Origin of the sequence: Enterococcus camelliae, assembly GCF_042685105.1 — a bacterium.
GTDB lineage: Bacteria > Bacillota > Bacilli > Lactobacillales > Enterococcaceae > Enterococcus_G > Enterococcus_G camelliae.
Genome location: NZ_JBHUMO010000008.1, coordinates 1 through 24563 on the forward strand (window position 1 = coordinate 1; position 24563 = coordinate 24563).

The following is a 24563-nucleotide window of genomic DNA, read 5'->3' on the forward strand; positions in this document are numbered from 1 at the left end:
GAATTTCAGGTTGCCCGCAATGGCTTTTTAATATATCTTAAGCGATTTGCGGGACTATGCACTTTTGCGCTGCAACCGTGTGTACTTTTATTCTGCCATAAACATACGTGTTGTATGTCGATGATTTAGTGAAAGCATAGGAGGAAAAGATTATGAGATTAACAGAGGGTATTGTAGTAGATTCAAGATTAACATTCGGAAATTTGCGTTTTTCTGCATTACGTCGAGAAGTACGCAAACAAAATGAGGATGGAACGGTTAGCAACGAGGTAAAAGAACGAACCTATAATTTGAAATCCTCTGCGCAAGGTCGAATGATTCAAGTTAGTATCCCAGCAAATGTGCCCTTACGCGAGTTTGCTTATGATGCAGAGGTAGAGTTGGTCAATCCAATCGTGGATACGGTCGCCAATTATGTTTTCCGAGAAGGAACTACTGTTAATTGGTTCATTAAGGCAGATGATTTAGTCTTGAAACGACAACCGAATCAAGGAAACCCTACAAACCAAAATGAAGGAAAGAAATAGGTGAAGCGTATGGAAATTAATGTGGAACATATTTTAGATTGTCTCGATCGTTATGGCAAAGGAGAACTAACTAAAGAACAAGTCAACGAAGATTTGACGATAGACGAAAAAGTATTTCTTATTATGAATCAGGATTTTTTTGAAACCAATGAGGAAGATTTTGACGTACTCAAATGGTTGGATGAGGAAGAGTCCTTCTTTATGGTTGTCGAAGTAAATGAAAACTTATGTCGCCAGGCAGAATCTGTCTTGGAAGAAATTGGTGTGGAGATGCCGGATGCCATCGAAAGCTTTTTAAAACAATTGGTAGAAACGAAACAACTTCCCGTAGTAGTAAATGACTAGCATAACTTTTTAAAATTGCCCAATGAAATCCTATTGGGCTTTTTCGACTGGGGGTGGAAACCATCAAAATGTACAAAGGGCATCGCATACGAGCAGGAGATCAGCACTTGGTTTATCACTTTGTTCTTGGATGGCTAAGTGCCTTATTCATCGGTTGGATGGACGTCTTTTATTTTCAAGAGCTTAGACAATTTGATCTTTCTAAGCCATCACTTTCTACTATTGAAATTGTTTGGTCTATAAAAGATTTAGCATGTCTACTTGGAAGTCTCGCTCTTGCAGGAGCTATGATGTTACTTTATATTCATTTTTTTTTTGATCATTGGCGAAGTCTGTGGCATCGACAAAAGTTGGCTCGGATGATTCTAGAAAACCATTGGTATGAAGTGAAACAAACTCAAGGTGAAGGTTTTTTCAAAGATTTGAATAGTAGTCGGACCAAAGAGAGCATCAGCTACTTCCCCAAAATTTATTATCGAATGAAAGATGGCTTACTTTCTATTCGCGTTCAAATTTCACTGGGAAAATATCAGGATCAGCTTTTAAAGTTGGAAAAGAAGTTAGAAAGCGGACTGTATTGTGAATTAGTAGAAAAGGAACTCAAAGACTCTTATGTGGAATACACCTTGTTATACGATATGATTGCCAATCGAATTGGAATTGAAGAAGTAGTGGCAGAAAACGGGACTCTGCGATTGATGAAAAATCAAGTATGGGCGTATGATTCTTTACCTCATATGTTAATCGCTGGTGGAACAGGTGGTGGGAAGACATATTTCTTACTCACCATTATCGAAGCACTATTGAAGTCAGATGCAGAATTGTTTATCCTCGATCCAAAAAATGCGGACCTCGCCGATTTAGGTACGGTAATGCCCCATGTCTATTCACAAAAGGAAGAAATTTCTACTTGCGTGGAAGACTTTTACGAACGCATGATGGCTCGTAGCAAGGCAATGAAAGAAATGCCCAACTACAAAACAGGAGAGAACTATGCGTATCTTGAACTTCCGCCCAACTTTTTAATTTTTGATGAATACGTGGCTTATATTGAGATGTTAACAACGAAAGAAAGTGCGGTGATTTTGAATAAGCTCAAACAAATCGTGATGTTAGGTCGTCAGTCGGGTTTCTTTCTGATTTTGGCTTGTCAAAGACCAGATGCAAAATATTTAGGAGATGGGATTCGCGATCAATTCAACTTTCGCGTAGCTTTAGGACGTATGAGTGAACTCGGGTATTCCATGATGTTTGGCGAGGTTGATAAAAATTTCTTTATGAAACGCATCAAAGGTCGAGGCTATGTAGATACAGGAGGGAGTGTGATTAGTGAATTTTATACACCACTTGTATCAAAAGAATACGATTTTTTAAAAGAAATTTCTAATATTTATTGCAGCAGGAAAGTATTATGAAATAGTTTCATTCAAAAACTGGATGGATAGTTTTTTATCTTCACTTTAAAAAAATCATGAAAAATACTTCCTTTTTTTAATAAATAAAGTATAATTGATTACAAATAGAAGGATATGAGGTGGAGTGTGTGAACAAGTTTTCTTTAGCAAATGAATTGAGTCAATCAATCGTAGATGGTATTTTGAAGGGATATAAAGAGTATCTTGATGTAAGAAGACGGGCTCAAAAAGATTTAAAAGTCAGTGGAGCGTATGCCTGGGTTAAAGGAAATCATATAGATTCCAGTGTAGATGAAGCATGTTCGAATTATAATCAAGTTCAAAGCTCAATTGAGAAAGCGGGATATACTTGGGAATATCTTCAGTTCATTCTGAAGGATACACAAGAAAAATATCTTGTAATTGTAAAAAATAGTCGAGGAATTACAAAAACTTTTAACGGGAAAGTGGATAATAACAAAAAGGAAAATTATTTATATGAATATGCTGGTATTAACAATCGAATCATTGAAAGCAAGTCTTTGCAGTCGGTAGCATCTGAAAAAGTTGTTCAACTGGAACTTTCTCTTCCTGAATTGGAAGCAATAAATAAAAATGTTGCTATGAAGGCTCCAGAAGGATACAATCGTTTTTATGTGGTAACGTACGAATTTGATTCCCAATCCAAAATGATTAGCAAAATTGCTTTGACACTACCAAATCAACATGAAATGAGTCTAGTTGAAGTTGCAGACTTAACGCCATTAATAGAGAAAAGTATTTATTCAATTAGTGATGAAGAACTTGAAATTGTGAAGGGAGATAAAGTTCCTGAAAGCATCTATGCGGATGAAGATCAGTCTTTTGGTTATGGGATTGCTGCAGAAGAACAAGACGATACAAAGAAAGAAGCAAATTAAGTAGAGAGTTGGGATGATTTCTATGTTTTACGGAGAGAAGTTAAGTAGTCTAAGGGAGTTAAACGGTCTCTCCAGAAAAGAACTAGCAGATCAATTGAAAATAACTGAACAGGCAGTATGGCAATATGAAAGTGATTCTATACTGCCTCGAATTGAGATATTAAATCAATTGCGTAGTTTATTTTGTGTGGAGACGAAATATTTTTTCTCATCAACTTATCTGAAAGATAAAGTTAGTGAGGAAAAAATTGCATATAGAGCAGAAGATAGGGAATCTAGAAAAAAGACAAAACTTGAACTTACTTTTTTGAATTATGTTGATTATTATATCAATTATTTTGAACAGAAATTGATAATTCCAAAGGCACCAATAATTGATATCAGAGAAAAAACTTTGAAATTTGTTAAGGAAAGCCCTTTAGAAAGAAATGAAATAATAAAAAAAGTTGCAGAATTTGCTAGAACTGAACTATCTTTAAAAGACAATAAAAATCTAATGTATACTTTGGAGAATAGTGGGGTTTATATTCTAGAAAAAAATTTAGGATCTAAAATTGATGCTTATAGTACAGTTACAAATGATGGGCGATTGTATATAATTTTAGGTACTGTTAGGAAATCTGCAGTCAGAAGAAACTTTGATTTAGTTCATGAATTGGGGCACCTTTTATTACACGCAGATGTAGATATGGATATATTAACTGCTGCAGAATTAAAAGTTATTGAGAAGGAAGCTCATTTGTTTGCGTCTATATTTTTATTGCCAGAAGAAGAGTTTACTAATGATTTCTTGAAATTAAAAAGGAAATCGAATCCTGATTATTATATTGACTTGAAAAGGAAATATCTAGTCTCAATTTCAGCACTGGAAATGAGAGCCTATGGATTAGGATTGATGACTTATCAAGAAAATCGATATTTCTGGGGACAACTAACTAAAAAAGGATATAAACTGTTAGAACCTTTAGACGATGAAATTCCTCCAGTAAGACCAGGTAAAGTTCGCTCTCTTCTTAAATTTGTACTCGATAAAAATGTAGTCAACTTAAAATTTTTATTGAATCAGTTTAACATCTTACCTAGCTTTCTTTCTAATTTATTTAATTTAGAAGAACATTTTTTTGATCAGTATTTAGAAATAAAAAAGGATTACTTTATTGATGCTAGAATTGTAGATTTAGATGATTTTCGTGACAAGGCTTCTCTTAGTTGAGAAATTTATTTCATATTACTTTAGAATATTCCAATATTTTTAACCTGTTGTTTACAAAATTGGAGGAAGAGTTACATGACTGAGAAAGAAAAGTTGAGGAAATTATGGCAAAGTATAACCGTAACTTTTCTACACTACAAAAGAATGCCTCTGCGAAAGAGCTGAAGACAGTATTTAAATTTGTAGCAGATGAATCCAATCGAAAACAACGAGAATTGATTGGTTTGGATAAAGAAAAATAAATTTGAAATTGAAATAGTTTTAAGAGCCAAGAGCAAAAATGTTCTTGGCTTTTTTCTTTGCAATGAATGAGGTGATGTATGACATTTTTAGATTTATTCGCCGGGATTGGTGGTTTTCGCTTAGGTATGGAACAAGCGGGCCACCAGTGTATCGGCTTTTGTGAAATTGATGAATTTGCCCGGCGGAGTTATAAGGCAATTCATGATACAAGGAGGGAGGTGGAAATGCATGACATCACAAGTGTATCAGACGAGTTTGTTCACTCCCTCGGACCAGTGGACATCATTTGCGGCGGATTTCCGTGCCAAGCTTTTTCAATTGCGGGAAAGCGGCAAGGATTTTCCGATACTCGAGGTACTTTATTCTTTGAAATCGCTCGGTTCACCACTCTTCTCCGACCTAAGTTTTTATTCCTTGAGAACGTCCGGGGATTGCTCAATCACGAAGGAGGGGCTACGTTCGAGACGATCCTCCGAACGCTGGATGGATTGGGGTATGATGTGGAATGGCAGGTGCTTAACTCAAAGGCCTATGTTCCCCAAAGCCGTGAGCGGGTCTTCCTTATCGGACATTCTCGAGACGCATGTACCGAACAAGTATTTCCTATCATTGGATCGTCTCCAACATCTGATCAAAACATCAGAAACTTGGTAAATATCAATCCTTCCAATCGAGGCATGGGTGGACAAGTCTATGGTTCAGATGGTGTAGCGCCAACCTTAACTGGTGATGAAGGAATCAAAATCGCACTGCCTGTGAATGATGGAATTTCAGTAGCGGGTATGTTACCGGGAAATTTTGAACAAGGCAATCGGGTATACGAAGTAACCGGAACCGCCCCCACCTTGTCAACGAAACAAGGGGGAACGAAAATCATGATTCGGAAAAATGAAACAGAATATCAAGAGGTGAAGCCAGGGGACAGTGTGAACCTGGCTTTTCCTAATTCCACAAGTCGTCGAGGACGTCTGGGAAAACAAAGTGTGCATACTTTACTAACAGGAGACCAACAAGCAGTTGTCACGGATCAGTATCAGATTCGGAAGCTAACACCTAGAGAGTGCTGGCGACTTCAAGGCTTTCCCGATTGGGCTTTTGACCAAGCTTCTCAAGTTAATTCAGATAGTCAGTTGTATAAGCAGGCCGGAAACTCAGTAACAGTTCCGGTCATTTTTGATATTGCAAGAAGGTTAACGGAGGTAAAAATAGATGATTTATGATGAGTTGATTGGGGAAATCTACAGGGTGATTGGCAAGATTCAGTCAGATCCGGAATTGGAAGAAGAACTGTACCGGCTCAATTTTGATATTCGCAAAAACGGGGTGAAGGTCACTGGTGATTCATATGTAATGGACGAGGAAACCGATGCTCGAATGGAGCTGAATCAAATCATCAGTGAATTGGAACGGATTGCGGACCTTGCCAAAGAACCGGATATCCGTCAATACTTGCTCGAGATAAAAGCAGAACTAGAAATTGAGGGCATTACCGCGGAGTAACAACCAAGTAAACCACTGATAGGCGCTGACCGCGGGGGATTTGCGAAGCAGAAATCCTCCGTGGTGCTGTGCCTGTTCATGGACGGCGCCAGCCGGCCATGATGTCTTACCCCCCGTATCTAACAGGGGGGTACAAAAACACAAAAAATAAGCAAGTAATCCTTAATAATTGCTGATATAGCAAGGAAAATTAACGATTTGATTAAGTGTGAAGTATTCGTCAATTACTTCACACTTTTGCTTTAGGAGGTGATTATTTGGCGAAAAGAAATTTAAGCAAGGAATTGCTGAAAGAAAAGCGTAAGGATTACAAGATTTCGCAGAACAAATTAGCTGTCGCATGTAATTTGACTAGAGAATATATCAATAAGATTGAATCAGGTCTACTTACACCATCAGAAAAAACCATGAGGAAAATTTTTGACCAACTGGAAAGTTTCAATCCCGATTTGCCTTTGACATTACTTTTTGACTATGTAAGGATTCGTTTCCCCACAACGGATGCACGAAAAATTATTCAAGAAATTCTCCATTTGAAATTTGAGTATATGCTTCATGAGGATTACGCCTTTTACTCTTATCAGGAACAATATGTTATGGGCGATATTGTAGTGATGCTGTCTCATGAAGAAGATAAAGGAGTACTTTTAGAATTAAAGGGGCGAGGTTGCCGGCAATTTGAAACTTTTTACTCGCCCAAAAGCGTAGCTGGTACGACTTTTTCGAAGATTGTCTAAAAAACGGTGGCGTGATGAAACGCTTGGACCTGGCAATCAATGATCGAGTGGGCTTATTGGATATTCCTGATTTAACGAAAAAATGTCAGAAGGAAGAATGTATTTCCTTGTTCCGTACCTTTAAAAGTTATCGTTCCGGAGAACTGTTGAAAGCTGATGAAAAGGACGGCATGGGCAATACCTTATATATCGGCAGTCTCAAAAGTGAGGTTTACTTCTGTTTGTACGAAAAAGATTATGAACAATATATCAAGTTAGGGATTCCATTAAACCAGACCGAAACGAAAAACCGCTTTGAGATTCGCTTAAAAAATGATCGTGCTTATCATGCAATCCAAGACTTGTTAAAAGGTCGCAGCATTGAAAGTACCACATTTTCCATTATCAATCGGTATTTGCGATTTGCGGATAAAGTAGAAGGTAAAAGGCGAACCAACTGGCCCTTGAATGAACAATGGGGTCGTTTTATTGGACGGAACCGGAAAGAGATTCAATTAACTTCCGAACCGAAACCGTATACCATTGAACGAACATTAAATTGGCTAGGCAGACAAGTTGCCCCTACGTGGAAAATGGCTAAGGAGTTGGATCGATTGAATCAGACAACCTATATCCAGGATATGGTACAGAATGCACGCCTATCAGACCGACACAAAAAGATTTTGGAGCAACAAAGTATGGCAATTGAAAATTTGATTATATGAAATGAGGAATTTTGATGGGAATTGTAAAAGATATTTTATTGCTATTTGGTGGCAGTATGCTTGGTGTTACTGTGATGTGCTTGATGCATGCAAGTGCAGCAGCGGATCGAGCAATGGAAAAGAAAGGAAAGTGACAAGATGAATTTCGGACAAAATTTGTATCAATGGTTTTTAACCAATGCTCAATCTTTAGTCTTACTAGCGATTGTGGTCATTGGTTTGTTTTTAGGATTTAAGCGGGAGTTTTCCAAACTGATTGGTTTTTTGGTGATTGCCTTGATTGCGGTAGGTCTGGTCTTTAATGCTTCTGGTGTGAAAGATGTCTTACTCAATTTGTTTAATCGAATCATCGGTGCTTAAGGGGGACTCACAATGGAACAGATGCGCGTTTATATTGCAAACATCGGGAAATATAACGAAGGTGAGTTGGTGGGGGCGTGGTTTACCCCACCTGTCGATCTTGATGAAGTGAAAGAACGGATTGGATTAAATGATGAATACGAAGAGTACGCGATTCATGATTATGAACTGCCTTTTGAGCTTGATGAGTATACGCCAATTGAAGAGATTAACCGGTTGTGTGGTTTAGCGGAGGAGCTTGAAGGAACTCCGATTGGTGAAGTTGCTTCTGAGATTCAACATGCTTTCTTCAATTCTTTTGAAGAAATGGTGGAGCATATGAATGATATCATCTATTATCCCGATTGTAATGACATGAGTGATGTAGCGTATTACTTGATTGTAGAAGCTGGTGATTTTGGCGAAGTACCAGAAAACTTGAAGATGTATATTGATTTTGATGCGTGTGGTAGAGACTTGGAGATTGGAGGGAACTATTTGGTTACGAGTCGTGGGATTTTTGAATATATTACCTAAATGTATTTTTTGCAAGTTAGAAAAAAGACAGATCTTTTATTAGATCTGTCTTTAAGTATATTATTTATGCTACTTCTGGTGTAACTAATTCTGCTAATTTGGCTGCAACTTCTGTCATAGATTCCTCGACAGTGCTTAGGCCATTTCTTGATCCTAGTAATGGACTAACTTCTCTTAAATCTTCAAAAGTAGTTTCATGGACTATAGGAATGAGTAAGTCCCTAGCCAACAAAGCGGAAAGTTCTTTATCTGCTACACCAGCACCATTAATGCGTTTAAGAAATGAAGGAGTAACTAGCACTATACCCACTCGAGATTTCGCCAAACCTCTGTCAATTTCACGAAGAAGTGGAGAGCCGAGAAGAACGTCTTTTTCGCTAAACCATACGGTTACACCTTTTTCTTCTAATAAGTCATGTAATTCTTTGGCTGCAGTTTTACGATCATCCCACGCATGACAAAGAAAAACATCGCGTAAGTCAGGTAGTTTGGCTCTCTCCTCATACTTGTTGCGGATTGGAGTAAGTGTCCGAATTTGAGACGGTGTATATAGGATAGTTGAACCAGGCGATGACCAACGTGCCTTCTTCGTACCTTTGCTACGATTGGAAACAGAATTTGTTGAGCGAGAATAAGTGGGAGAAGAAAAATATGATGGGTAGGAACTAAATCCTCGTGAACCCCCTCCACACGCGGGGCATGCTGCTCTTCCGCTTGCTGTTCGATGCCCATTTACTGGTGCTGTACATCTTACCATTTTGTTACCTCCGAATTGAATTTTTTTAATTAATGTATGAGATATAGCTAGTAAACTGGGCATTCAAAGTGATACTACTTTTGTAATCTGCTTACGATTTAGTTTTTTGAATGTTTTCAAGTCAAAGTAGAATAAATTCTTACTCAAACTAAATCAGTTCATATTAGCAATTTATCTACGAGATTACATTAACATAAATAGTCCCAAAATGCACATTTTTGTCCCAATTTGTGTTATAATGATTCTGAAAGGATGTGATTATTTTGAAGAAGAAAAATGTTCTAAATCTAATCAAGTATCATTCTGAAAAAAATGAACTTCAATTTAGAAATGAATCAATGGAAATTGCAAGATATTTTGATCAGATTGGCGATCATCAATTAGCAGAATACATTATGAGTTTGGTATCAGATGCTAGTACGTTTGTTCCTCAAAATAACTCTTTTGAAAGTTTATTTTTAAAAGAAATAGAGATAAATACGGATCCACTCCCGCTACCAAAAGCAATAGCAGAAGATATAAAGGGAATAATCAATGCAGTGAATCATCGTGTAGGAATAAATAAATTTTTGTTTGAAGGAGCTCCTGGTACTGGAAAAACGGAAACGGTCAAACAAGTTGCAAGACTTTTGCAAAGAAGACTATATGTAGTGGAGTTCAGTGAATTAATCGATAGTAAAATGGGACAAACTGCCAAGAATGTAGCCGCCGTTTTTAACGAAATCAATCGAATGCCTTATCCATCAAATTCGCTAGTATTATTTGATGAAATAGATGCTATTGCCTTAGACAGGGTTAATTCAAATGATTTAAGAGAAATGGGACGCGTAACATCTAGCATTCTAAAAGAACTAGACAAATTGAATGAAGATGTTGTTTTAATTGCTACAACAAATCTATTTGAAAATTTTGACAAAGCTTTAATTCGAAGGTTTGATTCTGTCATAGATTTTAATAGGTATGAAAGAGAAGATTTAATTGAAATTGCAGAGAGTATTCTTAATTCACTACTTAAAAAATTTAAAAGTTCTGGTAGGAACATGAAACTCTTCAAGAAAATACTGGAAAATATGGATGAAATCCCTAATCCAGGTGAACTAAAAAATTTGATCAAAGTTTCTTTGGCTTTTAGTAATCCAAATAATCCATTTGATTACTTAAAAAGATTACTTAAGTCTGCAAAGAAATTATCTGGAGAATTCAATTTGGAAGATTTACAAAAATGGGGATTTACAGTTAGAGAAATAGAATTGCTAACTGGAATTTCCAAAAGTCAAGTCTCACGAGAATTGAAAGGAGAGCAGTATGAATGATATTTTAAATTTGAAAGGTAGCTTTTCACAAAATGCTGGCAAACAGCGTCCAGGAAGTCCAAAGTTACCAAAAAATACAACCATTCGTAGTGATCAAATTGAAGTTTTAATTCAAGACCTATTAGAAATGAAAGAATTCTGGCAAACGGAATTATTTTTAAATGGTTGCCTAGTCAGTGTTTACTATAACAAGATTGCTGCTAAGATTAATCGAATTCAAGGATTTCTTTCCATAGGAAGCAAAATACCAAATTCATCAATTGTTGGCGCAAAATTTTCAGAAGGAAAGCCTAAACATATTATTACGCATTTTGTACCACTCAGTGTTGTTGAAGAAACCATTTCGGTAGCCCAAAAAGTTAAGTTGATTTTAAATGAGGAGTTTAATGGCTCTACAAATGATGAAGAATTTAATGTCCCTAATCGATTCGATGCTATAGATTTTGAATCATATAATATTCCGAAAACCCGATTTCAGAAATATATCGTTGATACAGCATATGTCGAAAAATTTGATGTTGAACGAAGTGAGATAGAAGCAAAGCGAGCTTCTATTGTTACGTTGTATGATACTGGTGAGGATACACAAGTTTTATTAAGTAAATTGGGTATCAAAGTTTTAAATGAACGGATCGTTGATCGTACGACGGTATTACTAGATCCAAATTACTTAGCCATTTTATTACAAAAAGCTCCCTACCTAATTGCCATGGCCACAGAAAATTTATCAGAGTTAGCGCCAAGTGACTTTTATGATTCGTATACTACCTCACAACAAATGATTCCTGATCCAACAAGTGAACCAACTATTGGTGTGATTGATACTTTGTTTGACAATCGAGTCTATTTCGGAAAATGGGTAGATTTTCATAATATGATTGATCCCAATATTCCAACCATTGATGCTGATTATAAACATGGAACTGCGGTTTCTTCAATTATTGTGGATGGACCGACAATTAATCCACAATTGGATGATGGTTGTGGTCGATTCAAAGTTCGTCATTTTGGTGTAGCAACAAATAAGGGATTTAACTCTTTTTCAATTATTCGTGCAATTAAAGAGATTGTTATCAGCAATCCGGACATTCATGTTTGGAATTTATCACTAGGCTCTAATGAGGAAGTAAATGAAAACTTCATTTCTGCTGAAGGTGCGGTATTGGATCAACTTCAGTTTGAACATGATGTTATCTTTGTTATTGCAGGTACAAATAAGCAATCAAATGAAGGAGATAAAAGAATAGGTGCACCAGCAGATTCAATTAACTCTGTGATTGTGAATTCAGTAGGTGCAAATAATAATTCTGCACCCTATTCAAGAAGAGGAATCGTGCTATCTTTTTTCACCAAACCTGATGTTAGTTATTTTGGAGGAACTACAGATGAATTTATGTTAGTCTGTGAACCGTTGGGACAAGCAAAGGTTGCTGGAACATCTTATGCAGCTCCGTGGATTGCGAGAAAACTATCTTATCTAATTGATATTATCGGTTTAAACAAAGAAATAGCGAAGGCGTTGCTAATTGATTCTGCGATTGGCTGGAATAACAATAATGACTTAAATGAGTTATCTTTAAAAGGACATGGGGTTGTTCCAACTAGGATTGAGAATATTATTCATTCAATGGATGATGAAATCAAATTTGTGGTTTCCGGTGTATCTGAAAAGTATGATACGTATAATTATAATTTCCCAGTACCTATATACCAGGGTAAACATCCCTATGTAGCAAAGGCTACATTCTGTTACTTTCCAAAATGTTCCAGAAATCAGGGTGTAGATTATACGAACACTGAATTAGATTTATACTTTGGACGGTTTAACGATAAAGGAAAATTTGTTCCATTAAATAAGAATAATCAAAGTCTGGATGAGGAAGTACATTTCGTTTACGAGGAAGATGCAAGGAAGTTATTCAGAAAATGGGATAATGTCAAACACATTGGAGAAGTTTTGACTAATAGGACAAAAGGAAAAAAAGTATACAAAAATCCAATGTGGGGAATGAGTATTAAGACAAAAGAAAGATTAAATCCTCGTGATGGAGAAGGTATTCGTTTTGGAGTAGTTGTTACTTTAAAAGAAATTACCGGTGTAAATCGAATTGAAGACTTTATTCAGCAATGTAGCCTAAGAGGGTGGATCGTCAATCGAGTAAATGTAGAAAACCAAATTGACATTTATCAAACTGCTGAAGAAGATATTCATTTTGATGTGTAAATCATATTATAAAAAAGCCTAGAAATAGGCTTTTTTAATTGGAGTGAATCTAATGAAGAAAATAAAAAGCTACACCAGTATTTGGGCAGTTGAAAAAGTCATTTACGCAATCAATGACTTTCAACTGCCTTTTCCTGTGACCTTTAACCAAATGGCTTGGTTTGTTCTATCCCTGCTATTTGTCATTGTATTTGCCCATGTGCCTCCGCTATCTATGATAGAGGGAGCTTTTTTAAAATACTTGGGCATACCGGTGGCGGTTACATGGTTTATGTCGCAAAAGACCTTTGACGGAAAGAAACCATTAGGATTTTTACGATCCTTTATTAGTTATCACTTGCGGTTTAAGGTCACTTTTGCAGGAAAGAAAGTCAAAGAACAGAAGAAACGATGGGATGACCCCATTACTCTTGTAAGGAGTGTGAACTATGTATCCGATTAAGTATATTGAGAATAATCTTGTCTTTAATCAAGAGGGAGAGTGTTTTGCCTACTATGAATTAGTGCCTTACAATTACTCCTTTTTATCACCTGAACAGAAATATCAAGTACATGATAACTTTCGCCAATTGATTGCGCAAAATCGTGAAGGCAAGATCCATGCCTTACAAATTGCCACAGAAAGTAGTATTCGCGCCACGCAAGAGCGATCAAAAAAGGAAATTACCGGTAGACTCAAAGAAGTAGCGAAACAACGAATTGATTTACAGACAGATGCATTAGTATCCATGATTGGCGATAGTCAGATTGATTATCGCTTTTTTATTGGTTTCAAACTGATTGCGACAGATGAAGAGGTCAATCTAAAGAGTCTCAAGAAATCTTTCTTTTCTGGGCTTCAAGAATTTGTCTATGGGGTAAATTATCATTTGATGGGCGATTTTGTTTCGTTATCTAATGAAGAAGTTCGCCGGTATACTAAGCTTGAAAAACTAATGGAAAGTAAAATGGCTCGGAGATTTAAAGTTAGGCGTGTCACACCCAGTGATCTGACGTATTTGATTGAACATATTTATGGTGAAAAAGGTACACCGTTTGAAGAATATGAATTTCAGCTACCAAAGAAAAAGTTAAAATCAGAAACTTTGGTGAAGCGTTATGACCTGCTACGTCCCAGTCGTTGTTTGGTTGAAGAAAAGTCGCGTTACTTACGCATGGAACACGAGAATCATGAGTCCTATGTAGCTTATCTAACAATCAACACGATTGTCGGAGAGATGGAGTTTCCTTCCTCAGAACTTTTCTATTACCAGCAACAACAATTTACATTCCCAATCGACACGAGTATGAATGTGGAAATTGTTACGAACAAAAAGGCACTTGCCACCGTTCGCAATAAGAAGAAGGAACTGAAAGATTTAGACAACCACGCTTACCAATCTGATAATGAAACGAATGCCAATTTTTTAGATGCGTTGGATTCCGTGGATGAATTGGAAACCACCTTGGATCAGTCGAAAGAATCCATGTACAAACTGAGCTATGTGGTTCGGGTAAGTGCGGAATCAGTGGATGAATTAAAACGCCGTTGTGATGAAGTGTTCGATTTTTATGATGATACCAATGTGAAATTAGTCCGTCCTTTTGGGGATATGATGGGCTTACATGAAGAATTTTTGCCTTCTAGTAAGCGATACATGAACGACTATATCCAGTATGTAACGTCTGACTTTCTCGCTGGACTTGGTTTTGGAGCTACCCAAATGTTAGGAGAATTAGAAGGCATTTACTTTGGCTACAACGTGGATATGGGGCGTAATGTTTACCTGAAACCGGCCTTGGCCTCACAAGGGGTAAAAGGCTCAGTTACCAATGCGCTAGCAGCGGCATTCCTCGGTTCACTCGGTGGCGGAAAATCCTTTAGCAACAATCTCTTGGTCTACTATGCTGTTTTATTCGGTGGGCAAGCTGTGATTGTTGATCCAAAAGGCGAACGCGGTGGCTGGAAAGAAACCTTGCCAGAAATTGCGGATGAAATCAATATCCTCAACTTGACGAGTAAACCAGAAAACCAAGGGTTACTTGATCCTTATGTGATTATGAAGAAAAAGAAAGACTCGGAATGATATGCTACCCCTATCTAGGACAAAGAAATAATTAACGTCCTAGATAGGGGTATTTCGTATGTCTAAAAGAAAAATGAAACTAAGCGTTGAAGAGCGAATACAGATAGTTGAGAATTATCTCAATGGTCAAAGCAGTATCAATAAAACAGCTCAAGAAGCAGGTGTGAACTGGAGTACAATAAAAAGATGGATAGCCATTTATGAAAATGAAGGACCTACAGGATTATTACCAACCAAAAAGAATCGTCACTACTCAAAAGAACGAAAAGTCGAAGCCGTTCTATACTATCTGGATGGATTTGAAGGATTGGAGGCAGTCGCAAAAAAATATGGTTTACGGAACAAGGTACAGCTCCAAGACTGGATAAAGATATATAATACTCATGGAACCTTTAAATCAGAAAGTGGTGGAAGTAAAGTGAGTCAGACAAAAAAGTTCAGTTTAGAAGAGCGTATAGCGATTGTATTGTACTGTATTGCCAACAACTACGATTACAGTGGCACAGCTGTAAAGTACCAAGTGACCTATCAGAACATTTATAACTGGGTCAAGCGTTACGAGAAATTGGGAGAAGCAGGACTCGAAGATCGTCGTGGTCACCGCAAAGCAAACCAAGAAAGTCGAACACCTGAAGAAGAAGCAAAAATTAGAATTGCGCAGTTGGAAGAAAAGGTAAAATACCAACAGATGGAGATTGACCTGTTAAAAAAAGTAAAGGAATTAGAAAGAAGGGATTGGCAAAAGAAGTAAAAAATTGGCACGCTTATGAAGCAATCAAGGAACTACATGAAGAAAAACTTTATCCTGTTCAGCCCATGTGCAAGATATTGAATGTTAGCCGGTCGGCTTACAATCGTTGGGTGAAACATCCCTATAGCCCACGGAGGATGGCGAACAACGAACTTGCCAAAACAGTCAGAGCAATCCATGATGAACACCCGGACATGGGCTATCGCCGGATCAAAGACGAACTAAAACGGACGCACGATCAAAACGTGAACGATAAGCGCGTCTTACGTATCTGTCGTGAAGAAAAAATTCAATCCTCAATCAAACATCCGGCAAATAGTATTACTAAAAGAGGTCTTCATCCATATTACTTAGCGGAGAATATCCTGAATCTTGATTTTTCTGCCACAGCACCAAATACAAAGTGGGTCACCGATATTACAGAGTTCAAGTACTACATTGGTCTCGAGGTGCATAAGGTCTACTTGAGTGCCATCCTAGATTTATATGATCGACGTATCGTTGCTTACGTCATCAGCGAGAGGAACGATCTACCACTGGTACTGGATACCTTTGATAAGGCACGATCGGCAGAACCTGATGCACAGCCAATTTTCCACAGTGATCGTGGATTTCAATATATCAATAAAAAATGTACGAAAGAATTAGTGATGCACAAATGATTCAAAGTATGTCTCGAGTTGGAAAATGTATCGATAACGGTCCTATGGAAGGCTTCTGGGGCATTCTAAAGCGTGAAAACTATTATGGTCGTAAGTTTACAAAGAAACAAAACTTGACCGACATGATAACTGATTTTATTGACTACTATAATAATGGTCGTTACCAAAGAAAACTACATGTCCTCACACCGATGGAATATCACGAGCAATATTTCCAAGCAGCCTAAGATACCGTGTGGTTGTAGCGGGGAAAGTACCTTCTTCCCCGCTACAACCACATGGCCAGTCAAGCGTAGCGCGACAGTTGCTTATAAAATAAATCAAAAAAACTACCCCAAAACTCAGGGTAGTTCGATGAAAAAATCTTATAATATTTCATTGTCCTATTGACGGGGTGCACACCATTTTGAAACAAGCAAAGCTTCCAATCAATCGTACCTTAGACAATTATGAATGGCATGAGCATATTTGTTTACCAAATGTGACAACAAAATAAGAATTATTGAGTTTATCCTTTATTCGTCAAAAAGAAAATGCAGTGTTTGTTGGTACCCCTGGAACTGGAAAGACGCATCTGGCTTGTGCATTGGGGCAACTAGCCACCCAATCAGGGATAGAAACTCGATTCTGGCGCGTATCTGAACTTGTTGGAGAATTGGAACGGCAATGGAAAAATAACACCTTGGAAGTATTTAAGCATCGATTTGACAAAGTAAAATTAGTGATTCTTGATGAAATGGGGTATGTCCCTTTTACTAAGGAAGGAGCTGAGCTGCTTTTCCAATTAATCAGTGATTGGTACGAGACAAAAAGCGTCATTTTAACTAGCAATTTAGAGTTCAGCCAATGGAATAAGATTTTCATTGATCCTCGATTAACAGCGGCATTGGTGGATCGTCTGATTCATCATGCACATATCCTAAGCTTCACCGGTGAGAGCTTCCGATTAAAAAATGCTCTATCAAAATCAAACTAATCAAAGAATTATTTCAGGATGCAGCGTTATGTAGTTTTTCTCTGCAATTTTATGTATAAAAGCCTTGCAAAATACAGTAACGATATAACCATTTCAAAAGTAGCTATGATCATTTCTTATTTTATCTTATTCATTTTGATTGGACAGACTAGAAATAAGAGGTGAGGAAGCTAACGTGAGTATTTTCATTCTGGAAGATCAATATCTGCAAAGACGTTTCCTTTTTCAAACGATCACGGAGCTTTTACGAAAGAATCAGGTCGAAATAGACAATATTTTTTCATTTGGAACAGGAGAAGAACTACTATCTAAATCACAGAAGTTTTCTGGTATTAATCTTTTTCTCTTAGATATTGAGATAAGAGGGGATAAAATCGCTGGTCTTGAAATTGCTAAAACAATAAGAGAAAAAGACAGCGAAAGCATCATAGTTTTCGTAACGAGTCATAGTGAACTGGCGCTGCTATCATATGAATACATGGTATCTGCGCTTACTTTTTTAGATAAAAGTGTCCCTGTAGAGGCACTTACTAGTAAATTAGATGACATAATATCAACGTACTTACAGTTACAACAAAAGCACATTACAGAGGAAATGTATTTTTTTAAAAATCAAAATGTGGAAATAAAAATTCCGCTAAATAGTATTTTGTATTTTTCAACGTTATATGATCATAAAATTGAGATGATAGTTTTCAATCAATTGAAGGAGTTTTATTGTAGTTTAGTAGAAATAGAAGTCAGTCATGAAAAGTTTGTTCGTATCCATCAATCATATCTGATAAATACTGATAATGTAGAATGTATAAAAAAAAGGGAAAAACTGGCGGTAATGAAAAACGGTGACTCTTTACCTATTTCACGACGTTTTTACAAAAAAGTCCTCTTAGCATTCGAAGAAGAACATTAGTTTCCTGAATAGGAGATGAGTTTTAATGGGGTTATTTACAGACTTTATTCTAAAAAGAATTTATGATATTGATGATAATACTCCTAATGAAATAAAAGAGTGGACAAAATACTATTCTTCTTCGAAGACCTCAGCTGGGATTTTCTTTGTGGTATTGTGTATCTTCCCGTTGGCTCGTCGCACCAACCATTGTTCTCCTTGGCGATTCCAACTGTCGATATTTGTATATACACGATTGTCAGAGAAGTTCTTTTTGATAAAGCCAATGACATTTTCAACACGGCCTTTTGATTCAGGGTCAGAACCACGGCAGGCGTGGACTTTGAAACGTCGGCTTTGTCGATAGGATTCAAACTCGGTGGTAAGAATCAGGTCGCCATAGTTTTCGTCAACGAAGATTGTTCTATCTTGATCGTAAACGATGGTTCTTGGCATACCACTGAAATAGTGGAACGCATTTTCGTGGGCGTTATAGGGACTGTCCCACCATTCCATGTACTTGTACCGCGAATGGGAGAGAACAAAGGCGACGCAGTATATCGTCTTAGTAGCGCCATTAATTCTCACTTTGATTTGGCCAAAGTCAATTTGGGCCTGTTCACCCATATCGAGATCTTCAACGGACATATAATCCCGTTCCTGCTTAACCTTTGGAATATCGTAATCTTCTCGAAGTTGCTTCACGTATCGACGAAGAGTACTTTCTGATATACCAAGATAGCCACGCTCTTCAAGCCAGTCATGAATTTGCGCGGCTTTCATAGCCGGGTGCTTTCGAAGCCACTTAAGTATTTGGTCTTTATGGGTATCCAACTTTTGTTTCCGCTGCTTAGTTGACGCAAGGAAAATATGGAACTCCTCGCCATTCATATCAACGTACTTTTAAACGGTGTTCCTTGAAACACCAAGCATTTTGGCAATATCTCGTTGGCTGTAGTTATCCTCCTTTAGTTGTTTAATTTTTGTGTATACGTCCATTTTCTTTTCCACCTTATTCCTCCAATTACGAATAGATGTTACCTATTGTACAGGAGTTATTCGTCTTTTTTCGACGAGGTGGCTCATTCTTATTGAGCTTTTTTGGCTCATTTTTATTGACCGAAATTGGCTCACTTTAGTTTAGCAGTTACACTTTGGGCCGCATGAGCGATCTTGGGTATTCCATGATGTTTGGCGAAGTTGAAAATAATACAGAAAAGGGAGTAGAGTTCTCAATTGACAATTTAGTTAAATTAAGTTAAATTCAATTTAACTAAGTTGATTGGAGAGGATATGTATGGAAACAGTAGCTAGAAAAATAGGCAATTCTGTAGGCGCCATTTTTCCAAAAGATATATCTCCACAAGTAGGAGAAACATTCACAATTTTAAAAGTGGGAGAAGCCTACATACTGAAGCCTAAAAAAGAAGATATTTTTAAAAATACAGCTGATTGGGTAGATTTCAGAAGTTCTATTACACAAGACGATGCTGAGTGGGATACAATGAAATCTGAGGGTGAGGAAAACTAGATGGTTTTTCCAAAACAAAAAGATATTATTTGGATTGATTTTGATCCTTCAAAAGGCAAAGAAATAAAAAAAAGAAGACCTGCATTAGTAATCAGTAGAGATGAATTTAATAAAAATACAGGTTTTTGTTTAGTCTGTCCTATAACTTCAACAAAAAGAAATTTCGCGACATACATTGACATAAAAGACCCACAAAAGATTGCAGGCGAGATAGTTACTCATCAATTGCGTTCTGTTGATTACACGACAAGAAATATAGAGACAATTGAACAATGTGACCTGTTAACTTGGATTGAAGTAGTGGAAGTCATAGGGATGTTTATTTAAGCAAATTGAAAATGATTATGAAAAATAACCAAATTTTTAATTGGTTATTTTTTTATGCTTATTGTTACTAACAATTTTATGAATCGGCCGGAATCATTCATTTTAAGGCATTCAGACTATTTTTTTGATGACATTGTATTCGTCGCAACCTTTGATAGGTTAGTTGAACTAGATTGATACGGAAAGCTATTACTAAAATACTACTATTATTTACAAATAAAAAATTTCTATCACCTACTACTAATCATACGGTTAAGCGTATTCTCAAACATTGATAGGGGATAGTAAGTGGAATAAACCATTTACAAAGGGATTAAATTATGATTATAATATTAAAATAAAATTAAGAAAATAAAAAATTGGAGGCGTTTTGATGATTGAATTTAAGAATGTAGATAAATATTACGGAAAATTTCATGCACTAAAGAATATTAATTTAGCGATTGCAGATGGTGAGGTGGTGGTTATCATTGGGCCATCCGGTTCTGGTAAAAGTACAATGCTTCGTACTATCAATGGCTTAGAAACCATTACGACAGGAGAATTATTAATTAACGGTACCAATATTCGCAGTAAAGAAACCAAACTAACAGAAATCCGGAAAAATATTGGGATGGTTTTTCAACATTTTAATTTATATCCCAATAAAACAGTCATTGAAAATATTACTTTAGCTCCATTAAAAGTATTAAAACAATCAGAAACTGAAGCAAATGCAACTGCAGAAAAGTTATTAAAACGCGTAGGAATGTGGGATAAAAAAGATTCTTATCCTTCTATGTTATCAGGTGGACAACAGCAACGAGTGGCCATCGCACGAGGTCTAGCTATGAAACCTGAAGTATTATTGTTTGATGAACCGACCTCTGCATTAGACCCAGAAATGATTGGTGATGTTCTCGATGTCATGAAAAAATTAGCCAAAGAAGGAATGTCGATGATTGTCGTGACGCACGAAATGGGCTTTGCACGTGAGGTTGCTGACCGGATTATTTTTATGGCTGATGGAGAAGTTCTTGAAGACAGTCACGATGTGAAAGGCTTTTTTGCTAATCCAAGAGAAGAAAGAGCACAACAATTCATTAGTAAGGTAATCAATCACTAGGAGGGGGAGTTTCGATGAAAAAAATATATACACTGTTGTTCCTCTTACTAGCACTCACTACTTTAGGAGCCTGTAAAAATGCCAGTGCTGCTTCGCAAAATATTTTAGAAACAGCTAAGGAAAGTAAGCAAATTGTATGGGGAGTAAAAAACGATACCAAACTTTTTGGTTTGATGGATATTTCATCGAGAGAGGTAAAAGGCTTTGACATAGATATTGCCAAAGCGATTACTGAAGAAATTTTGGGTCGTGACGGCAATGCCGTTTTTGTTGAAGTTACTTCAAAAACACGGATTCCACTCCTGAAGAATGGGAATATCGATGCTATTATTGCTACTATGACCATTACAGATGAACGAAAAAAACAAGTCGATTTTTCTAATGTCTATTTTGATGCTGGACAATCCTTGTTAGTAGCAAAGGGAAGCGCGATTACTAGCGTGAAAGATTTGACTTCTGCAAACACCGTACTAGTTGTGAAGGGATCTACTTCTGCCGAAAATATTCGTAAAGCTGCACCAGATGCCAAAGTCTTAGAAATGGAAAATTATTCTGAAGCATTTACTGCTTTACAGGCGGGGCAAGGAGATGCCGTTTCAACGGACAATGCCATTTTGTTAGGAATGGCCAGTGAAAATGATCACTATCAATTAGTTGGGGGAACGTTTACTAATGAACCGTATGGTATTGCCATTAATAAGGGACAAAAAGATTTTTTAGATGCAGTGAACAAAGCATTATCGGACCTACATGCGAATGGAACATACGACAAGATTTATGATAAATGGTTCCCTAATGATGACAGTGGGAAAGCGGAATAAGGGGGAAATGAAATGATTGAGTTATTTCAAACCAATGCATCATTGTTTATTGACGGTTTCAAATATACAATTCTTGCCAGCTTCATCGCATTGATTGCAAGTCTAATCATTGGAACATTGATGGCAATTTTACAATTATCAACAAATAACGTGATACGACGATTGGCAAAAGCGTATGTTGAATTTTTTAGAAATGTACCTTTATTAATTATTGTAATGATTTTTTATGTTGTGATTCCACTTTATTTTATTCCATTCGATGGTTTTCAAGCGGGAACGATTGGCTTGACAATTTATACGTCAGCCTTTATCGCAGAAACGGTACGTTCGGGAATCCAAACTGTTCATAAGGGACAAATGGAAGCGGGGTTATCTTCTGGATTTACCTATTGGCAGACAATGCGCTATATTGTGTTGCCACAAGCATTTAAAATTGTGATACCTCCACTTGGAGGACAATTCATCAATTTGATTAAAAACTCATCCATTCTAGCAATGGTTGCCGGTTTAGATATTATGTATCAGGGAGATTTAATTGCTAGTACAACATTTAATACATTTGACACCTATATTATTGTTGGGATTTTTTATCTTATTTTGACGTTACCATTGTCTTATTATATGAGTTATTTAGAAAAGAAATGGGCATTGCGTTCATAGGAGGGTGAGACAGAATGAATTTTTTTGATGCTTTTTCATTTATTAATTTACGTTTTTTATTTGATGGATTACTCGTGACAATTGAAGTCTCGATTGTCTCCATTATCTTAAGCTTCTTGTTTGGAGCCATTATGGGGACTATTCGTTTTTCAGCTATTCCATTCGTTTCACGAATTGTAGGCTTGGTGGTGGATATTATTCGCAATTTACCGTTGCTCTTAATCATCTTCTTTACCTATTTTGCCTTGCCGCAAATTGGGATCAAATTTGATATTTTTTGGTCAGCAGTTATCGCTTTGACTATTTTTGAATCGGCGATGCTTTCCGAAATTTTCCGAGCAGGGTTGAATGCTGTTCCCAAAGGTCAAATGGAGGCGGGCCTATCGACAGGTTTGACATATCTTCAAGTGATGTTTTCGATTATGATTCCACAAGCTTTTCGTTCAATGATCCCAGCTATCGTAAGTCAACTAATTTCTTTGGTAAAGGACACGTCGCTAGCGGTGATTATTTCACTGCCAGAATTTACCCATAATGCGAAAATTATTTATGGACAAAATTCCAATTATGTCATTCCCATGTACTTTGCATTAACCTTGGGCTACTTTGTTATCTGTTATTTATTGTCCTTATTATCAAAATATTTTGAAACCAAGCGTTATTCTTATTAAGTGAGAAGTGCTGACTCGTATAAGCGCTACTTTTATTGCTACTAAAAAAATGAAAAATGGTCAGTTAACGGCAACGACTGTTAACTGACCATTTTTTAGAATAACTCTTTTTTTTCTTCTTTCTTAGCATCTTGAATCCCATGCTTCACGCCTAAGCGAATGATACCATATAAAACTATTGCACCAATCAGGTAATAAATAAATCCAAAACCAAAACTCATCATCATGTGGGGAACACTTCCTTTGTCGATTGAACTTGCTAAATTTTTTAACTACGAAATGAAACGAAAAACGAATGCAATAGAATCCCGATTGTGAGACTAAGTAAAAATAGGCAACTAGAGAAACCGTATTTTTTCATTGTCAAATTCACTTCCTTAGAGACTGTGATAAAGCTTTAAGCCGTTTCTCAAAGATAGGGTAAAGGTGGCAACTACAGTGAGGAGCATCGGTACTGTGGTAAATAAGGAACGATTGATTTCGTTAGTTGACATACTGTATTCAGTGCCTGTAGCAGGAAAAAAAAGATAAGCTAACGTATTCCATAGAGACTGAAAGGAAACAAGAAACGTAATAAATGAAATTATCGCAAGTAACAACCAGAAAATAACGAAAAAATTTGTTTTTTTCATCACATTACCTCCTCTTTGCTTCATCTTTATTATACCCTATAGGAGAAACTACGTCACTTTTTAGAAGTGGAAGACAGGAATCGAACCTGTACCGCAACGTTTGGAAATAATTGTAACAAAAATGATTTGTTGCAATCATTCGTATGGAAACACCGAGTTCATCCACAAAACAATCCTACCAAGTAATGATTCGTTCAAGCTTAAAAAAGAAAAGAAAAATTGCTTATTTTTTCAAATCCATTCCTAAGTAATGATAAATTTTCATCGCTTTGTACTCATTGAGGTATTCTAAACGGAAGTAGAAAATATGCTCTTTCTTGTCAATGCATTTATAACTAGGAATTTTAAAATAGGTAATTTGTCGTTTGTCCATTAGGTGTAATAATTCATCCTGGAGAGCAAAAAAGGGGATTTCGGTTACAACGTAATTCGTAAAATCTTTTGTAAATCGTTCGGCATTTTCGGTGAAATAATCAAATGATAACGATCGATTGGTTAAACTCATGTTAAATCACTCCATTTTGAATCGGTTAAAAAAGCTACATATTTTATTGTACTCAGTTCAATCACTTCAATTTTTTGAGAAATTGCTCTAAGAAACAGACTATTTTCTTCTGACAAATTGCAAGTACAAGTTAGCCACCTAGCGAAATAAAGCATGTTATTGATAAAGCTTCGTGCTGATTGACATTGAGCGTGGTGTGTTAGTCTGAACTGGA

The 24563-nt window shown here is 36.6% G+C and carries 31 protein-coding genes and 3 pseudogenes; 27 read left to right on the forward strand and 7 right to left on the reverse strand.

The genetic code is table 11. The features are described 5' to 3' along the window. Positions 1–152: 152 nt before the first annotated feature. From ACFSR0_RS01385 to ACFSR0_RS01440, 12 genes and pseudogenes are all read left to right on the forward strand, one after another. A complete protein-coding gene (locus tag ACFSR0_RS01385; RefSeq protein ID WP_379979152.1) occupies positions 153–527 on the forward strand; it encodes a YdcP family protein in 375 nt (124 codons plus the stop codon). A 9-nt stretch (positions 528–536) separates the two neighbouring features. Further along, on the forward strand, positions 537–872 hold the full coding sequence (locus tag ACFSR0_RS01390) for a damage-inducible protein J (protein WP_379979210.1): 336 nt from the start codon (positions 537–539) through the stop codon (positions 870–872). Positions 873–940: 68 nt separating this feature from the next. Next, positions 941–2287 (forward strand): FtsK/SpoIIIE domain-containing protein, encoded by a 1347-nt coding sequence (locus ACFSR0_RS01395; protein ID WP_379979154.1) that lies wholly within the window; start codon positions 941–943, stop codon positions 2285–2287. A 128-nt stretch (positions 2288–2415) separates the two neighbouring features. Further along, positions 2416–3186 carry a spr1630 family ClpXP-sensitive toxin gene (locus tag ACFSR0_RS01400; RefSeq protein WP_379979156.1) on the forward strand — a complete coding sequence of 257 codons (771 nt, stop codon included), beginning with the start codon at positions 2416–2418 and terminating at the stop codon, positions 3184–3186. A 22-nt stretch (positions 3187–3208) separates the two neighbouring features. Beyond that, positions 3209–4399 carry a spr1629 family repressor/antitoxin gene (locus ACFSR0_RS01405; protein WP_379979158.1) on the forward strand — a complete coding sequence of 397 codons (1191 nt, stop codon included), beginning with the start codon at positions 3209–3211 and terminating at the stop codon, positions 4397–4399. Positions 4400–4503: 104 nt separating this feature from the next. After that, positions 4504–4641: a hypothetical protein gene (locus tag ACFSR0_RS01410; protein ID WP_379979160.1), complete on the forward strand. Its 138-nt coding sequence runs from the start codon at positions 4504–4506 to the stop codon at positions 4639–4641. Positions 4642–4719: 78 nt separating this feature from the next. Continuing rightward, positions 4720–5862, forward strand: a complete 1143-nt coding sequence (locus tag ACFSR0_RS01415) for a DNA cytosine methyltransferase (protein WP_379979162.1) — start codon at positions 4720–4722, stop codon at positions 5860–5862. Beyond that, positions 5852–6142, forward strand: coding sequence for a hypothetical protein (locus tag ACFSR0_RS01420; RefSeq protein WP_379979164.1), 291 nt, complete (start codon positions 5852–5854; stop codon positions 6140–6142). The genes ACFSR0_RS01415 and ACFSR0_RS01420 overlap by 11 nt, the downstream gene beginning before the upstream one ends. Before the next feature lie 257 nt (positions 6143–6399). Next, positions 6400–7583: pseudogene (gene mobT, locus ACFSR0_RS01425) on the forward strand (MobT family relaxase). Between the two features lie 14 nt (positions 7584–7597). After that, positions 7598–7717, forward strand: coding sequence for a DUF3789 domain-containing protein (locus ACFSR0_RS01430; RefSeq protein ID WP_379979166.1), 120 nt, complete (start codon positions 7598–7600; stop codon positions 7715–7717). Positions 7718–7721: 4 nt separating this feature from the next. After that, positions 7722–7943 carry a hypothetical protein gene (locus ACFSR0_RS01435; RefSeq protein ID WP_061724786.1) on the forward strand — a complete coding sequence of 74 codons (222 nt, stop codon included), beginning with the start codon at positions 7722–7724 and terminating at the stop codon, positions 7941–7943. 12 nt (positions 7944–7955) lie between these two features. After that, the gene (locus ACFSR0_RS01440) at positions 7956–8459 is read left to right on the forward strand and encodes an antirestriction protein ArdA (protein WP_379979168.1); all 504 of its coding nucleotides are present in this window, start codon (positions 7956–7958) and stop codon (positions 8457–8459) included. Positions 8460–8523: 64 nt separating this feature from the next. Here the strand turns inward: ACFSR0_RS01440 and ACFSR0_RS01445 are convergent, their stop codons facing one another. After that, positions 8524–9216 (reverse strand): toll/interleukin-1 receptor domain-containing protein, encoded by a 693-nt coding sequence (locus tag ACFSR0_RS01445; protein WP_379979170.1) that lies wholly within the window; start codon positions 9214–9216, stop codon positions 8524–8526. A gap of 263 nt (positions 9217–9479) precedes the next feature. Between ACFSR0_RS01445 and ACFSR0_RS01450 the strand changes: the two genes are divergently transcribed. The 9 genes and pseudogenes from ACFSR0_RS01450 to ACFSR0_RS01490 all read left to right on the forward strand — a co-directional run bounded on the left by ACFSR0_RS01450 (position 9480) and on the right by ACFSR0_RS01490 (position 18118). Beyond that, a complete protein-coding gene (locus ACFSR0_RS01450; RefSeq protein WP_379979172.1) occupies positions 9480–10529 on the forward strand; it encodes an AAA family ATPase in 1050 nt (349 codons plus the stop codon). After that, positions 10522–12753, forward strand: coding sequence for a S8 family peptidase (locus ACFSR0_RS01455; RefSeq protein ID WP_379979174.1), 2232 nt, complete (start codon positions 10522–10524; stop codon positions 12751–12753). Before ACFSR0_RS01450 ends, ACFSR0_RS01455 begins: the two co-directional genes overlap by 8 nt. 52 nt (positions 12754–12805) lie before the next feature. Beyond that, the gene (locus tag ACFSR0_RS01460) at positions 12806–13195 is read left to right on the forward strand and encodes a conjugal transfer protein (protein ID WP_379979176.1); all 390 of its coding nucleotides are present in this window, start codon (positions 12806–12808) and stop codon (positions 13193–13195) included. Next, positions 13182–14816 (forward strand): annotated as a pseudogene (locus ACFSR0_RS01465) (ATP-binding protein); the annotation flags it as partial. The gene ACFSR0_RS01460 and the pseudogene ACFSR0_RS01465, both read left to right, overlap by 14 nt. Before the next feature lie 61 nt (positions 14817–14877). Continuing rightward, positions 14878–15570, forward strand: coding sequence for a helix-turn-helix domain-containing protein (locus tag ACFSR0_RS01470; protein ID WP_379979177.1), 693 nt, complete (start codon positions 14878–14880; stop codon positions 15568–15570). After that, on the forward strand, positions 15555–16232 hold the full coding sequence (locus ACFSR0_RS01475; protein WP_379979179.1) for an IS3 family transposase: 678 nt from the start codon (positions 15555–15557) through the stop codon (positions 16230–16232). Before ACFSR0_RS01470 ends, ACFSR0_RS01475 begins: the two co-directional genes overlap by 16 nt. An 8-nt stretch (positions 16233–16240) precedes the next feature. Continuing rightward, positions 16241–16459: an IS3 family transposase gene (locus ACFSR0_RS01480; RefSeq protein WP_379979181.1), complete on the forward strand. Its 219-nt coding sequence runs from the start codon at positions 16241–16243 to the stop codon at positions 16457–16459. Between the two features lie 182 nt (positions 16460–16641). Continuing rightward, positions 16642–17208 (forward strand): annotated as a pseudogene (gene istB / locus ACFSR0_RS01485) (IS21-like element helper ATPase IstB); the annotation flags it as partial. Between the two features lie 175 nt (positions 17209–17383). Continuing rightward, the gene (locus tag ACFSR0_RS01490; RefSeq protein WP_379979185.1) at positions 17384–18118 is read left to right on the forward strand and encodes a LytR/AlgR family response regulator transcription factor; all 735 of its coding nucleotides are present in this window, start codon (positions 17384–17386) and stop codon (positions 18116–18118) included. 111 nt (positions 18119–18229) lie between these two features. Here the strand turns inward: ACFSR0_RS01490 and istA are convergent, their stop codons facing one another. Next, positions 18230–18988 carry an IS21 family transposase gene (gene istA, locus ACFSR0_RS01495; protein WP_379979187.1) on the reverse strand — a complete coding sequence of 253 codons (759 nt, stop codon included), beginning with the start codon at positions 18986–18988 and terminating at the stop codon, positions 18230–18232. Positions 18989–19000: 12 nt separating this feature from the next. Further along, complete coding sequence (locus tag ACFSR0_RS01500) at positions 19001–19096, reverse strand: helix-turn-helix domain-containing protein (protein ID WP_379979189.1); 96 nt, start codon at positions 19094–19096, stop codon at positions 19001–19003. A 298-nt stretch (positions 19097–19394) separates the two neighbouring features. On the opposite strand from ACFSR0_RS01500, the gene ACFSR0_RS01505 reads away from it, so the two are divergent. The 6 genes from ACFSR0_RS01505 (at position 19395) to ACFSR0_RS01530 (ending at position 23212) form a co-directional block, all read left to right on the forward strand. Then, positions 19395–19628: an AbrB/MazE/SpoVT family DNA-binding domain-containing protein gene (locus ACFSR0_RS01505; protein WP_379979190.1), complete on the forward strand. Its 234-nt coding sequence runs from the start codon at positions 19395–19397 to the stop codon at positions 19626–19628. Then, on the forward strand, positions 19629–19955 hold the full coding sequence (locus ACFSR0_RS01510) for a type II toxin-antitoxin system PemK/MazF family toxin (protein WP_379979192.1): 327 nt from the start codon (positions 19629–19631) through the stop codon (positions 19953–19955). 373 nt (positions 19956–20328) lie between these two features. Continuing rightward, positions 20329–21060: an amino acid ABC transporter ATP-binding protein gene (locus tag ACFSR0_RS01515; protein WP_379979194.1), complete on the forward strand. Its 732-nt coding sequence runs from the start codon at positions 20329–20331 to the stop codon at positions 21058–21060. 14 nt (positions 21061–21074) lie between these two features. Continuing rightward, on the forward strand, positions 21075–21881 hold the full coding sequence (locus ACFSR0_RS01520) for a transporter substrate-binding domain-containing protein (protein ID WP_379979196.1): 807 nt from the start codon (positions 21075–21077) through the stop codon (positions 21879–21881). Between the two features lie 12 nt (positions 21882–21893). Continuing rightward, positions 21894–22541, forward strand: coding sequence for an amino acid ABC transporter permease (locus tag ACFSR0_RS01525; RefSeq protein WP_379979198.1), 648 nt, complete (start codon positions 21894–21896; stop codon positions 22539–22541). A gap of 14 nt (positions 22542–22555) precedes the next feature. Beyond that, positions 22556–23212, forward strand: a complete 657-nt coding sequence (locus ACFSR0_RS01530; protein WP_379979200.1) for an amino acid ABC transporter permease — start codon at positions 22556–22558, stop codon at positions 23210–23212. Positions 23213–23307: 95 nt separating this feature from the next. Here the strand turns inward: ACFSR0_RS01530 and ACFSR0_RS01535 are convergent, their stop codons facing one another. From ACFSR0_RS01535 to ACFSR0_RS01550, 4 genes are all read right to left on the reverse strand, one after another. Continuing rightward, a complete protein-coding gene (locus ACFSR0_RS01535; RefSeq protein WP_379979202.1) occupies positions 23308–23439 on the reverse strand; it encodes a hypothetical protein in 132 nt (43 codons plus the stop codon). Positions 23440–23589: 150 nt separating this feature from the next. Continuing rightward, a complete protein-coding gene (locus ACFSR0_RS01540) occupies positions 23590–23844 on the reverse strand; it encodes a hypothetical protein (RefSeq protein WP_379979204.1) in 255 nt (84 codons plus the stop codon). 223 nt (positions 23845–24067) lie between these two features. Continuing rightward, complete coding sequence (locus ACFSR0_RS01545) at positions 24068–24349, reverse strand: DUF5960 family protein (RefSeq protein ID WP_379979206.1); 282 nt, start codon at positions 24347–24349, stop codon at positions 24068–24070. Continuing rightward, positions 24346–24563, reverse strand: a 218-nt coding sequence (locus ACFSR0_RS01550) for a hypothetical protein (RefSeq protein ID WP_379979208.1), incomplete at its 5' end; no start/stop codon positions are given. The genes ACFSR0_RS01550 and ACFSR0_RS01545, both read right to left, overlap by 4 nt.

Coding starts and splice junctions, on each gene's coding strand:
- ACFSR0_RS01385 (WP_379979152.1), top strand. CDS start 153: ATGAGATTAACAGAGGGTATTGTAGTAGATTCAAGATTAACATTCGGA.
- ACFSR0_RS01390 (WP_379979210.1), top strand. CDS start 537: ATGGAAATTAATGTGGAACATATTTTAGATTGTCTCGATCGTTATGGC.
- ACFSR0_RS01395 (WP_379979154.1), top strand. CDS start 941: ATGTACAAAGGGCATCGCATACGAGCAGGAGATCAGCACTTGGTTTAT.
- ACFSR0_RS01405 (WP_379979158.1), top strand. CDS start 3,209: ATGTTTTACGGAGAGAAGTTAAGTAGTCTAAGGGAGTTAAACGGTCTC.
- ACFSR0_RS01410 (WP_379979160.1), top strand. CDS start 4,504: ATGGCAAAGTATAACCGTAACTTTTCTACACTACAAAAGAATGCCTCT.
- ACFSR0_RS01415 (WP_379979162.1), top strand. CDS start 4,720: ATGACATTTTTAGATTTATTCGCCGGGATTGGTGGTTTTCGCTTAGGT.
- ACFSR0_RS01420 (WP_379979164.1), top strand. CDS start 5,852: ATGATTTATGATGAGTTGATTGGGGAAATCTACAGGGTGATTGGCAAG.
- ACFSR0_RS01430 (WP_379979166.1), top strand. CDS start 7,598: ATGGGAATTGTAAAAGATATTTTATTGCTATTTGGTGGCAGTATGCTT.
- ACFSR0_RS01435 (WP_061724786.1), top strand. CDS start 7,722: ATGAATTTCGGACAAAATTTGTATCAATGGTTTTTAACCAATGCTCAA.
- ACFSR0_RS01440 (WP_379979168.1), top strand. CDS start 7,956: ATGGAACAGATGCGCGTTTATATTGCAAACATCGGGAAATATAACGAA.
- ACFSR0_RS01445 (WP_379979170.1), bottom strand. CDS start 9,216: ATGGTAAGATGTACAGCACCAGTAAATGGGCATCGAACAGCAAGCGGA.
- ACFSR0_RS01455 (WP_379979174.1), top strand. CDS start 10,522: ATGAATGATATTTTAAATTTGAAAGGTAGCTTTTCACAAAATGCTGGC.
- ACFSR0_RS01460 (WP_379979176.1), top strand. CDS start 12,806: ATGAAGAAAATAAAAAGCTACACCAGTATTTGGGCAGTTGAAAAAGTC.
- ACFSR0_RS01470 (WP_379979177.1), top strand. CDS start 14,878: ATGTCTAAAAGAAAAATGAAACTAAGCGTTGAAGAGCGAATACAGATA.
- ACFSR0_RS01480 (WP_379979181.1), top strand. CDS start 16,241: ATGTCTCGAGTTGGAAAATGTATCGATAACGGTCCTATGGAAGGCTTC.
- istA (WP_379979187.1), bottom strand. CDS start 18,988: ATGAATGGCGAGGAGTTCCATATTTTCCTTGCGTCAACTAAGCAGCGG.
- ACFSR0_RS01500 (WP_379979189.1), bottom strand. CDS start 19,096: ATGGACGTATACACAAAAATTAAACAACTAAAGGAGGATAACTACAGC.
- ACFSR0_RS01505 (WP_379979190.1), top strand. CDS start 19,395: ATGGAAACAGTAGCTAGAAAAATAGGCAATTCTGTAGGCGCCATTTTT.
- ACFSR0_RS01510 (WP_379979192.1), top strand. CDS start 19,629: ATGGTTTTTCCAAAACAAAAAGATATTATTTGGATTGATTTTGATCCT.
- ACFSR0_RS01515 (WP_379979194.1), top strand. CDS start 20,329: ATGATTGAATTTAAGAATGTAGATAAATATTACGGAAAATTTCATGCA.
- ACFSR0_RS01520 (WP_379979196.1), top strand. CDS start 21,075: ATGAAAAAAATATATACACTGTTGTTCCTCTTACTAGCACTCACTACT.
- ACFSR0_RS01525 (WP_379979198.1), top strand. CDS start 21,894: ATGATTGAGTTATTTCAAACCAATGCATCATTGTTTATTGACGGTTTC.
- ACFSR0_RS01530 (WP_379979200.1), top strand. CDS start 22,556: ATGAATTTTTTTGATGCTTTTTCATTTATTAATTTACGTTTTTTATTT.
- ACFSR0_RS01535 (WP_379979202.1), bottom strand. CDS start 23,439: ATGATGATGAGTTTTGGTTTTGGATTTATTTATTACCTGATTGGTGCA.
- ACFSR0_RS01540 (WP_379979204.1), bottom strand. CDS start 23,844: ATGAAAAAAACAAATTTTTTCGTTATTTTCTGGTTGTTACTTGCGATA.
- ACFSR0_RS01545 (WP_379979206.1), bottom strand. CDS start 24,349: ATGAGTTTAACCAATCGATCGTTATCATTTGATTATTTCACCGAAAAT.